This window comes from Chryseobacterium ureilyticum (genome assembly GCF_900156735.1).
Taxonomy (GTDB): domain Bacteria; phylum Bacteroidota; class Bacteroidia; order Flavobacteriales; family Weeksellaceae; genus Chryseobacterium; species Chryseobacterium ureilyticum.
The window spans coordinates 234,188-246,934 of the sequence record NZ_FTOL01000005.1; the positions used below are offsets into that span (position 1 = coordinate 234,188).

Below are 12,747 nucleotides of genomic sequence, written 5' to 3' on the forward strand. Positions count from 1 at the left end.
AACTATTATTATTACTATTTATGAAAAAAACTCTACTGATGTGTTTGATGTCCCTCGGAATAGGAGCTTCGGCACAGATTCAGGTCAATGACGGCTTTGAGGGTAGTAGTGCACTTCCTTCGGGATGGAGCTATTCTGCATTACCTTCTTCTGCTACACAAAACGCTTCTATCGGAATGTGGACAAATGGTACAGCGTGTGCCGGAACCAATATGGTATACAGAAATATCTATTCCGGTGTTACGGCTCAAAATGTTATTTATTCTACAACTTATTCCAATGGTTTGGCTCTTGATTACTCTTTTCAGTATGCTGCAAAAGGTTTTGGAACTTCCGGAGCTATTAAGGGGGGAGTTTCAGCAGAGTATTCAATTGATGGCGGAACTACCTGGGTGCCATTAATGACTCCTGTGGTTCTTAATAACCCAAATTCATCTCCGGTTCCATGTACTACTGTTTCAGGAACGCTTCCCGCGGGAGCTGTTCCGGCTGGAGCTAATTTTAAATTCAAACTTACTGGAAGTTTTACGTCTCCTGCAGATTTTTATATAGGTTTTGATGAGGTAAAATTAAATCAGCCTGTTGTGGATGTTCCAGGTTGTACAACATTAACTGCTCCAACAAATGCGGCTACCGGTATTTCCAGAACACCTGTGCTTAAATGGAATGGTGCGGCAGGAGCTTCATCATATACTATTAATGTAGGAACTACTCCTGGAGGAAGTGATGTGATTAATAATTTAAATGTTGGGAATGTTCTTACCTATACAATTCCTACTGCTACTCCTTTAAATTATTCAACGACTTATTATGTGAAAATTATTCCTGCAAATAGCTTTGGGAATGCTACGGCATGTACAGAAACCAGTTTTACTACCTCAGTTATAGGTTGTCCTAGTGTTTCTTTACCCGCAAGCAATGCTACAAATACAGTAATTACTCCTACTATAAGCTGGACTGCCGTTTCTGGTGCTACAGGATATAGATTGACGGTAGGAACTACTGCTGGTGGGACTGAAATTCTTAATAATGTAGATTTAGGTGATGTATTGACATATACTTTCCCTTCCAATTTAAATTACAATACAACTTATCATTATACGGTAAATTCATATCAAGGATCAAATAGTACTTCTGCATCATGTACGGTGAGAAAATTTACAACAAAATATGCACCACCTGCTAATGATGATTGTGCAAATGCTATTCCTTTAGGAGTAAATCCCGATATGAGTAGCTGTACGATTAAAGGAACAGGAAATACGCTTGGAGGAACGCTTTCTTCAGGAATGCCAACGTGTTCAGGATTTAGCGGGGCACCGGATGATGATGTATGGTATAGTTTTGTAGCCACCGGAGCAGCGCATACGGTTAGTTTATCTAATGTTGTATCAACGGGAGCTAGCTCTACAACAGATATGTATTTTCAGGTATTGAGTGGTACTTGTGGAAATTTCACCAATTTAATTTGTAATGATCCTGATAGTGCTACTATTTCAGAGTTAACTCCCGGACAGACTTATTATGTAAGGGTTTATACTTTTGATTCAGGTGCAGGTTATACAGCGAGTTTTGATATTTGTATTGGAACATTACCTGCTGCACCTGCAAATAATGAATGTTCTACTGCTGTTCCTTTGACGGTAAGTGCTACTTCATTATGTACAAACCCGGTAGCGGGAACTACATTAGGTGCTACCGATTCAGGAGTGGCAATTGCTCCTTGTACAGGAACTGCGGACGATGATGTTTGGTATTCATTTGTGGCAACTTCTGCATCTCATGTTGTTGCTTTAACAGATGTGGTATCGGTAGGTACAACTAGTTCTACAAGTTTATATTTACAAGTATTAGGAGGTGCTTGTGGATCAATGACAAGTGTTTTATGTGATACTAGTTATGGTTCACCAGCTGTGTTAACAGGTTTGACTGCGGGAAGTACTTATTATGTAAGAGTTTATAATTCCAGTACAGGTCCTGGAAATGCTAATACATTCAATATTTGTGTGACAACTCCGGTACCACCATCTAATGATGACTGTGCAGGTGCTATTGCTTTAACAGTAAATCCAACGACCAACTGTGCAGTAGTAACTGCGGGAACTACTCATAGTGCTACCAATTCAAATGTGCCAATATCTCCATGTACAGGAACTGCAGATGATGATGTCTGGTATACTTTTACAGCTACAAATCCTTCTCATATTATTACATTATCCAATATTGTTTCTACGGGAAGTAGTTCATCTACCAGCTTATATATGCAGGTGATGAGTGGTGCATGTGGAACATTAACCAGTGTTAAATGTACAACTGCATCCGTAACTATGGCTGAAGGGCTTACAGTAGGACAAACTTATTATATTAGATTATATAATTCAAATGGTTCAGGATATTCAAATAGCTTTAATATTTGCGTAGGAACGCCACCTCCGCCACCTGCTAATGATGATTGTGCAAATGCGGTACCTTTAACGGTAAATCCTACTTTAACATGTACAACGGTAACTGCGGGAACTACAACAAGTGCAACGAATTCTAATGTATCAACAGGTTCTTGTTCAGGAACTCCTGATGATGATGTTTGGTATACTTTTACAGCTACTGGAGCGTCACATGTAGTTAAGTTATCTGATATCGTTTCTACGGGAATTAATTCTTCTACCAGCTTATATTTACAGGTATTTAGCGGGGCTTGCGGAACATTGACCAGTGTTAAATGTTCTACTTCAGGTACGGCTGTAGTTGAAGGGTTGACAGCTGGACAGACTTATTATATAAGAGTTTATAATTCGAATGGCTCAGGATATTCGAATAACTTTAAGATTTGTGTAGGAACAACACCTCCGCCGCCTGTTAATGACGATTGTGCGGGTGCTATAGCTTTGACGCCTGGTGCGAATTTTAATGCCAATGCAATTATAGCAAGCAACACATCTGCTAGTACCAATGGGACTTCTTCATGTGTAACTACAGCATCTAACAATGTAAATAATGTATGGTTCACCGTTGTGGTGCCGCCATCAGGAAGTGTTACGGTTGAGACTGGTGCCGCGCCAGGTTCATCATTCAATGATTCTATTATGGAAGTGTATAGCGGAACTTGTGGTTCATTTATTTCTTTGGGTTGTAATGATGATATTGTTACAACAACTAATATTTTCTCTAAAGTTTCTGTTACAGGACAGACTCCAGGTTCAGTAATCTATGTGAGTGTTTGGAGGTATGGATCAAAACCAGATGGTGATTTTAAGATCTCAGCTTACGATGCATCATTGGCAACTTCTGAAACTTCAGTAGTTAAAAACGAGATCAAAGTTTATCCAAATCCATTTACTGATGTTCTGAATATTTCAGATATATCCAAAATACAGTCAGTTTCCGTTGTAGACCTTGCGGGAAGAGTAGTGAAAACTATTAATACACCGTCATCTGTTCTTCAATTGGGAGATTTGAAACAGGGAATGTATCTTGTGATATTAAATATGAAAGATGGATCAAGACAGATTATTAAATCAATTAAGAAATAAATCTGTTAATATAGTTATTTGAAGCGGCAACTTAAAAGTTGTCGCTTTTTTTTAATATTTTTTTAATGTTGTATTAAAAATATTGTTAAATTGGTAATCTATTAACACCTTAAAAAATTGTATATGAAGAAATTCTTACTCTTGTGCTTGCTGACAGTAAGCATGGTTCTTAGTGCTCAAATTACATTAGGTGAAGGGAGCACAAGCACCGGAATTGCACCGGTAAATACATACTATGGGTACTCCTATACCCAGCAGATTTTTACAAAACAGGAAATCAATGCTAATGCAGCAGGAAACATTACGGGACTTAAGTTTTATATAGGACCTAATGAAAATATTGATGATTCTGATGAATGGACTGTTTATCTTGGACATACTGGAGTTACCAATTTTGCCTCCACTACCAGTTGGGTTCCTCTTAGTGAATTAACGGAAGTATACTCAGGAACGGTAACTAACGACAATGGAGTGGTAGAGGTAGTGTTTACAACACCCTTCCCTTATAATAACACCCAGAATTTAGTAGTTGCAATAGATGAAAATGCCCCGGGTTATGACGGTAATAATATATTTCATGTATTTGGAGCAAGCTCAACTCAATACAAGACAATTGCCTACAGAAATGATGATACCAATCCGGATCCGGCAACGCCTCCAACCGGAAGCCTTATAGAATATAGATCTGTTGTTACTTTTACAGGGCTTACTCCAAGTTCAATACCTTTATGTACTACAATAAATTATCCTGCGAATAATTCAAATGCAGTACCCGCTTTACCTGAAATTAAATGGTCTTCAATGTCTGGAGCTACCGGTTATAAAATATCAATAGGAACAACACCAGGCGGAACAGATGTTGTCAATCAACAATTAGTAGCAACGACAACCTTTACTCCAACAGCGCCGCTTGCACTTAATACTACTCATTATTTAAGAGTAATTTCAGTAGGGACCGGAGGAGATGCTTCAGGCTGTACTGAATTCAAATTTAAAACTGTACCTCCTCAGCCAGCAAATGATGAATGTATAGGTGCTGTCAATCTGACGGTGAATCCTGATATGAATTGTGCTAGCTCAGTCGCAGGATCTACACTTTCTGCAACGGATTCAGGTTTAGATCCAGATCCTTGCTATGGTAATGCTGATGATGATGTATGGTACAAATTTACTGCTACGCAAACTTCTCATATTGTATCACTTATGAATATCACTTCTGCGGGGAGCGAGAATAGTACCTCTCTTAATTTTCAGATTTTGAGTGGTGGTTGTGATGGTTTGTCAAGTCTCGTGTGCGGTGATAGTGGATCTGCAGTGGCTTCAAACCTTACAGTAGGTGAAACCTATTATGTAAGAGTTTACAGTTATTTTGGAGACGGATATGCTCAAAACTTTAATATATGTGTAGGAACATTGCCACCGCCGCCTACAAATGATGATTGTGCAACAGCAGTAACATTAACTGTTAACCAAGATATGAATTGCGGAGTTAAAACATCTGGGCATACATTGGGAGCTAGTGACTCTGGTGTAGATATAACTCCTTGTGAAGGTGAAGCAGATGATGATGTTTGGTATAAATTTACAGCAACTGCAACTTCTCATTTTATTTCATTAAGTAACATGGTTTCTATTGGAGAGGAATATAGTTATGGAGCGGCATTCCAGGTATTTAATGGTGATTGTACAAATTTAACGAGCGTGGTATGTTCGCAATCATATGAAGGCTCAAAATTAGTTACGGGTCTTACGGTAGGACAAACCTATTATATAAGAGTATTTACTGAGTATTCTGATGAAGCTCAAAGTTTTGATATCTGTATTGGAACGTTACCTCCGGTTCCTGCAAATGATGATTGTGCAAATGCTTTAGTAGCATCTGTATTCCCTTACAACTATACTCAATCTGATGCAGCTGGAGCAACTAATAATAATGGATTTATCACTGCTTGTGCTAACAATGGAATGAATGATGGAACATGGTTTACCTTTACAGGTGATGGTACCGTTTATGATATTGCTCTATCAATACCGGCAAATAGTTATTTTGATGCCGAAATTGGAGTATTTTCAGGGAGCTGTGGTAGCCTTACTTGCGTAGGAAGAGCTGATAGTGGTTCTTCAGGAGAAGGAGAAGCTATATCAGTTTCAACGGTTGCGGGAACTGTGTACTATGTAAATGTAGGTGGTTATGCTGATGATGAAGATCAGATCGAAGGAACGTTTACGATTACGATTAACAAAGAAACGTTGGGAACTTCAGAAACTTCTAAAGTTAAAAAAGAAATAAAAGTTTACCCGAATCCATTCGCTGAGGTTTTAAATATTTCAAAAGTAGAGGACGTGAAATCTGTTTATATCGTGGATGTTTCCGGAAGAATAGTGAAAACGATTGATAAACCTTCTTCATCTCTTTATTTAGCAGACTTAAAACAAGGAATGTATATCATAGTGTTAAATATGAAAGACGGATCAAAACAAACCGTAAAAGCCATTAAAAAATAATTAGTAATTCATAAAAGACGGATCATTGATCCGTCTTTTTTTATATTCAATGAATTTCAGTTTTATTTTTTTGAATATCTATAAAAAAGATGATCGGAATTATTCCGATCATCTTTTTTATTCTAACTACTATTTGTCGCTTATCACTATTACCTGTTGTTTATTATTTATCCGGTACCGGTTGTATATCACCTGTATTCAGCAGATCAAAAACAGTAGGGAAGAACATGACAAGAATAAAATAAATGATAATCATAAGTACGATAAGTCCAAAGAGAATGATGACCAGACCATTCGGTTTGTTTTTCTTTTTTGGTTCCATGATTTTGTGGTATTTGGTGAATAAATTAAACTAATACCAAATATTAAGCTAATTTCTTGCCACATTGTTTGCAGTATCTTGCATCATCATCAATATCTTCGTTACCACAGCGCTCGCAAATCATTTCCAGGTTCTGTCTTTTATTTCTCATTTCAGCCGTTACAATTCCGGTAGGAACTGCAATGATAGAATAACCTGCAAGCATCAGAATAACAGCAAAGAATTTACCCATTGGAGTGATAGGAGAGACGTCCCCGTATCCAACAGTGGTTACCGTTACTACAGCCCAATAAATAGACTGTGGAATTGTTTCAAACCCTTGTCTTCCTCCTTCCACCATAAACATTAAAGATCCGACAATGACCGAGAAAATGATTAAAAATAAAAGGAATATATAGATTTTTCTTGAACTGTTTTTTAATGCTCTTACAATAAGATAGCCGTCGTTCATAAAATCCAGCAAATTGAAGATTCTAAAAATCCTCAACATTCTCAACATTCTGAAAATCAAGAAGTATTTTGTGATTGGAAAGAAAAAACTAAGAAAAAAAGGTACCAGAGAGAGAAAATCTATGACCCCAAAGAAGCTGAAAATATAATTCCGTTTATTTTTTACTACCGCAATTCGCATAGTATATTCTACAGTGAAGAATATAGAAATTACCCATTCCAAGACAAGAAAAGTATAGTGGAATCTTTTGTCCAATAACGGCACACTTTCCATCATGATAATGGCAGTACTTGCAAGAATTAATGATAACAATATAATATCAAAGAGTTTACCGAGTCTCGTATCGGAGCGATAAATTATTCGATAGAGGAATCTTTTCCAAAGTTTGTCTTCAGGAACAAGGTTATGTTCTCTTTCCATTTAAATTAAGTTATTTCCCAGCGAAGTTAATAATTTTAGCCAAGTATGTGTTAAATATCGGACTGTTAAAAGAAAGTTTAAATTGTTAAAGATTTTTTCATCATTTAAAAGTGAATTATTACAATTAAATATCATGGTTTTCAGTTAGTTATGTTATTTAATTTACAAATAAAATATGACAAATAAAAATTTATTTTTTAACATATTTTTAAATGGAGTTTGTAATTTTATCCTACAAAAAGTACGATCATGAGAAAATTATTAACCACATTTATTCCGATTTTGGTATATTGTTTTTCGTATGCTCAGGTTGGGATTAATACTACATCTCCAAATGGAGCTACAATACTAGATATTGTATCCAATCAGAAAGGTATTCTTATTCCCCGTCTTACCGATACCGATAGAGATACCTACCTTGCTGATAATGATGTTTTAACAGTACCTCCTGCAGGTGTTGTCAATACGAGTCTTACTGCAGGAACCCTTATTTTTAATACGACAACGAACAACTTCCAGTATTGGGACGGTACCCTCTGGAGACAGCTTTTTGTTCCCACATCCTCTCAGGCTGGTAATGACGGTGTCGTTAAAGTGAATTCTGGAAACGCAAATGCCAAACCTTCCCTCAATTTAGTAGCATCAGGAAATACATATGGTCCAAGACAGCAGGTGCTCTATGCTACACCATTAGTTTTTGCAGCAAGTCCCACTACTAGCTGGCCCGAAACAACAGTGCCGTTCCCTGGTCTTACCGCAAATATTTATGATGGTACATCCGGAAAATGGAGGGAAAACGAAATTTCAGGACAGGTACATGTTTGGAGACTTATTGCCAATGTTACTCCCGGGTCCAATTCATCAGGATCAGTAAAGGCTACATTTTTAAATCCCGATTCAGGGTTTGAAGTAAATTCTATCCAGCTTCTTCCGAGCGGTTCAAGTGGTTCGGGAAAACTTCTTACATTTTATTTCTATACCATTGCAGACCCTGCAAGTCTAGCACCGGGAAAAGGATATCAGCTTTTTGTGGAATCAGATACAGGTTGTAACGTCACTGTAGAGTCATTTACAAGAGTATCACTGTTCAAAGACTAAGAAAATTTTTTATGATTAAGATTAAATGAAGTCGGTCCGTAAGGTCCGGCTTTTTTATTACAGATAAGTTTTCATGAATCCTCGTAAAATTAATATCTTCGCTGTACTGTAAAATATAGACTAAATGAAGCTAAGAACTGTAATTTCAAAAATAGAAGAGGAGATAAGTATCAGACAGGCAGAGGACTTTGATAATGTTGGATTATTATGCGGAGTGCCGGACCGTGAAGTATCAGGAATTCTGGTTTGTCACGATGCTCTGGAAAACGTGGTAGAAGAAGCCATTGAGAAAAACCTTAATCTGATTGTATGTTTTCATCCTATTATATTTTCCGGGCTAAAATCTTTAACCGGAAAAAATTATGTAGAAAGAGCAGTATTGAAAGCTATAGAAAACAAAATTGCCATTTATGCCATTCATACAGCTTTTGATAATGACTTCTTTGGTGTAAACCATGGAATATGCAGTCAACTGGGGCTAAAAAACATGAAAATTCTTCAGCCAAAAGAGAATAATTTAAAACAACTGACTGTCTTCGTGCCTAAAGACTATTCGGAAAAAGTAAAAGAAGCAATGTTCTCTGCCGGCGCCGGAAGTATAGGTTTTTATGATGAATGCAGTTTTACAGTCAATGGAAACGGAACATTCAGACCAACTGAAGGTTCAAATCCATTTTCAGGGCAACAAAATGTTCGTGAGAATGCAGATGAAGATATGATCTCCGTAATTTTTGAAACTCCTAAAGAAGGACAGATTATTGGAGTAATGAAATCCGCTCATCCATATGAAGAAGTCGCTTATCAGGTATATAGTCTTGATAACAAGAATCATCATGCAGGGCTGGGAATGTACGGTGAATTGGAAGAGGAAATGGAGGAACAGGATTTCCTTAAATTTGTAAAAGAAAAATTTGGTTTGGAAGTCATTAAACACTCCGCATTTAATAACAAAAAAATTAAAAGAGTAGGAGTGTTGGGAGGTTCTGGAGCCAGTGGAATTCGGTCTGCAGTTGCCAAAAAATGTGATGTTTACCTTACAGGAGATCTTAAATACCACGACTATTTTCTTGCTGAGTCTAAAATGCTGATCTGTGATATAGGACATTATGAATCAGAACAATTTGTAAGTCAACAATTATTTGAAATTTTATCACAAAAATTTAGTACATTTGCAATTTCAAAATCTATTGAAAAAACAAACCCAGTAAATTATTTCATTTAAATATGGCAAAAACCAACGATATTTCAGTTGAAGAAAAATTAAGAGCTTTATACGATTTACAGATCATTGATTCAAGATTGGATGAAATCCGAAATACTAGAGGAGAATTGCCAATTGAAGTTGAAGATCTTGAAATCGAGATTGAAGGTCTTGAAAAAAGAGCTGAAAAATTTCATGCAGACATCAAAGATCAGGACGATCAGATCAAAACAAAGCATGAAGTTATTAACCATGCAAAAACTTTAATTGAGAAATACAAATCTCAACAGGATAACGTAAGAAACAATAAAGAGTTTGAAGCTTTAGGGAAAGAAATGGAATTCCAGGATCTGGAAATTCAACTTGCTGAAAAAAGAATTAAAGAATTCGGAGCTAAAATTGCTCACAAAAACGAAACTTTAAGCGAGTTGAACACAAAGATCAACGATTTGAAAAACCACTTGAAATTCAAGAAAGAAGAACTAGAAGGGCTTATTTCTGAAACTCAAAAAGAAGAAGAATATTTATTAGAGCAGTCTAAAGAATATGCAGGTAAAATCGATGAGAGATTATTAGCTTCTTACAACAGAATCAGAACAAACTCTATCAATGGTCTTGCTGTAGTAGGATTAGAAAGAGGAGCTCCAAAAGGATCTTTCTTCACTATTCCACCACAAAAGCAAATGGAAATCGCTCAGAGAAAGAAAATCATCATTGATGAGCACTCTGGGAAAATCCTTGTTGACGATGAGTTGGTAATGGAAGAAAACGAAAGAATGAATTCTGTAATTAAATTCTAATTATTGATTTTCAACAATATAAAAGCTGTTTCATTTTGAAACAGCTTTTTTTGTTTAAACCAAATAACACAAGTTATCCAGCAGTTCCTCTATTATTCCGACGAATGATAACAGAATAAAATATAAAGCTACATTCTTACAAAATAAAGTAAGTTGTATTTAAAAAATCTGCGTCATCAGCAAAATCTGCGAGAGATTAAAGAATTCAATAGAAACGGACTTTAGCCCGTTTTAAAAAATAAAAAAAATCCATTTACTTTAGCCAAAATCTAATCATCCATCAAGATTAAAACGCATAAAAAAACCGCTTCAAAACGAAGCGGTTTATATTATTTATTCATGATGTTCATACATCTTATTATAGAGAGCAATAAACTTCTCTTTAACAGCCTTTCTCTTCAGTTTCAGAGTAGGAGTCAGAAGCCCAGTCTCAATGCTCCAAACTTCAGGAGTTAATTCAATTTTTTTGATTTTTTCCCAGTTTCCAAGGTGTTCATTGATGCCATCCATTTCCTTTTCAATTCTTTGCTTAAGCTCAGGGCTGTTGGCAATTTCAGCCGGTGTGGAACCAATGTTGAGATTGTTTCTCATTGCCCAGCTTTTTGCAAATTCAAAATCAGGCTGTACCAGTGCGCAAGGCATTTTTTCACCATCACCCACTACCATAATTTGTTCAATGAACTTTGATGCTTTTGCAAGGTTTTCAATGGTTTGTGGAGCGATATATTTACCTCCGGATGTTTTGAACATTTCCTTTTTACGGTCGGTAATTTGTAAGAAACCATCACTGTCAATGTGTCCTATATCTCCTGTTTTAAAGAATCCTTCTTCTGTGAATGCTTCTCTTGTCATCTCATCATTCTGGAAATATCCTTTAAATACAGATGGACCTTTTACTGTAATCTCACCATCTTCCTGAATTTTTACCTGTAGGTTATCTAAAGGAACGCCAACGGTTCCTACTTTCATTTTTTCAAAACTGTTTACGGAAATTACCGGAGAGGTTTCCGTTAAACCATATCCTTCCAGAATAGGAATTCCAGCATTCTGGAACATTAAATTCAATCTTGTAGATAATGCAGCAGATCCTGAAACTAAAGTTATGATTTCTCCTCCTAAACCTTCTCTCCATTTAGAGAATACCAATTTATCAGCAATAAGCTCTTGAATTCCTGATGGTTTTGATACGGATTTCTTTTTGGTAATAAGGTTCAAAGCCCAAAAGAAGATTTTTGATTTTAATCCTCCTGCAGAAGAACCTGTGTTATAAATTTTATCATATACTTTTTCCACTAACCTTGGAACAACAGTCATGTAATGAGGTTTTACCTCTTTTACATTTTCACCCATTTTTTCGATACTTTCAGCAAAATAAAGAGAAAAACCGTTGTATTGGTAAAGGTAGAAAAGCATTCTTTCAAAGATATGACAGATAGGAAGGAAGCTTAATGCCCTTGTTTCTTTATAATCCAGGCTTTTTTTCTTCGGAATTCTTGGAATAGAACCCAATACATTGGAAACAATGTTATTGTTAGTAAGCATTACTCCTTTAGGTCTTCCTGTGGTTCCGGAAGTATAGATAATGGTGGCAAGATCTTCTGTATTGATAGCATTGGAAAGATCTTCTACTTCAATTTGGGTAGATTCGTCTTCCCCGAGATCAATAATTTCACTCCAGTTGGCGGCACCACTTATTTTATCAAAAGTAAAGATTCCCTGTAAACTAGGAATGTTATGCTTTACTTTCATTACTTTATTAAGAAGCTCTTTGTCCGAAACAAAACAATATTGTATTTCTGCGTTGTTGAATATAAATTCATAATCTTCTGGAGAAATACTTGGATATACCGGTACTGAAACCACACCAATCTGTGATAATCCAAAATCCATAATTGCCCATTCCGTACGGGAATTGGTAGTAATCAAAGCGATCTTATCACCAGGTTTTATACCTAGCTTCAATAATCCTCTGGATATCTTATTTCCCTCATTAATAAACTCCTGGGTAGAAGTTTTTTTCCATTCACCATGATACTTTGTTACAAACATATCCGTTTTAGGATATTTTTCTAAAGCATAGTGCGGAATATCGAATAATCTCTTGATCGTCATGATTTTTTAAATAATTTATAAAGAAATTTAAATATAAGCATTTTTTTTAATTGTAGACATCTGAATGTGATAATTAGAAATAAGTTGAATGTCTGCCATAATATATTCTATCATAAGGGATGCCATACCGTCAAAAACATTCGGAAAATTATAAGCCTTTTTTTAGAGATATTGCTCATTTTTGTTAAATAATATGAATTTTATAGATTACATTTTATATTCATATCCTGTATCTTATATCCCGAATTGTATGCATTTCCATCTCCCTTTATTACAGTCTTTTCCATCAACCTAATTTATTTTTTCAG

The 12,747-nt window shown here is 35.9% G+C and carries 8 protein-coding genes; 5 read left to right on the forward strand and 3 right to left on the reverse strand.

What is annotated here, in order from left to right; translation table 11 throughout:
- Positions 1-20: 20 nt before the first annotated feature.
- On the forward strand, positions 21-3,530 hold the full coding sequence (locus BW983_RS15770) for a T9SS type A sorting domain-containing protein (protein ID WP_084184523.1): 3,510 nt from the start codon (positions 21-23) through the stop codon (positions 3,528-3,530).
- A gap of 123 nt (positions 3,531-3,653) precedes the next feature.
- Positions 3,654-6,035: a T9SS type A sorting domain-containing protein gene (locus BW983_RS15775; RefSeq protein WP_084184525.1), complete on the forward strand. Its 2,382-nt coding sequence runs from the start codon at positions 3,654-3,656 to the stop codon at positions 6,033-6,035.
- 163 nt (positions 6,036-6,198) lie between these two features.
- On the opposite strand, the gene BW983_RS24115 is transcribed toward BW983_RS15775, so the two are convergent.
- Both BW983_RS24115 and BW983_RS15780 read right to left on the reverse strand, forming a co-directional pair.
- Positions 6,199-6,357, reverse strand: a complete 159-nt coding sequence (locus BW983_RS24115; RefSeq protein ID WP_167370001.1) for a hypothetical protein — start codon at positions 6,355-6,357, stop codon at positions 6,199-6,201.
- Positions 6,358-6,400: 43 nt separating this feature from the next.
- On the reverse strand, positions 6,401-7,228 hold the full coding sequence (locus BW983_RS15780; protein ID WP_076552854.1) for an ion transporter: 828 nt from the start codon (positions 7,226-7,228) through the stop codon (positions 6,401-6,403).
- A gap of 249 nt (positions 7,229-7,477) precedes the next feature.
- On the opposite strand from BW983_RS15780, the gene BW983_RS15785 reads away from it, so the two are divergent.
- From BW983_RS15785 to BW983_RS15795, 3 genes are all read left to right on the forward strand, one after another.
- The gene (locus tag BW983_RS15785) at positions 7,478-8,326 is read left to right on the forward strand and encodes a hypothetical protein (protein ID WP_076552855.1); all 849 of its coding nucleotides are present in this window, start codon (positions 7,478-7,480) and stop codon (positions 8,324-8,326) included.
- A gap of 124 nt (positions 8,327-8,450) precedes the next feature.
- On the forward strand, positions 8,451-9,548 hold the full coding sequence (locus BW983_RS15790; RefSeq protein WP_076552856.1) for a Nif3-like dinuclear metal center hexameric protein: 1,098 nt from the start codon (positions 8,451-8,453) through the stop codon (positions 9,546-9,548).
- A 2-nt stretch (positions 9,549-9,550) separates the two neighbouring features.
- Positions 9,551-10,327, forward strand: coding sequence for a zinc ribbon domain-containing protein (locus BW983_RS15795; protein ID WP_076552857.1), 777 nt, complete (start codon positions 9,551-9,553; stop codon positions 10,325-10,327).
- Between the two features lie 333 nt (positions 10,328-10,660).
- Here BW983_RS15795 and BW983_RS15800 read toward each other — a convergent pair whose 3' ends face one another.
- Positions 10,661-12,439, reverse strand: a complete 1,779-nt coding sequence (locus tag BW983_RS15800; RefSeq protein ID WP_076552858.1) for an AMP-dependent synthetase/ligase — start codon at positions 12,437-12,439, stop codon at positions 10,661-10,663.
- Between the last annotated feature and the right edge of the window lie 308 nt (positions 12,440-12,747).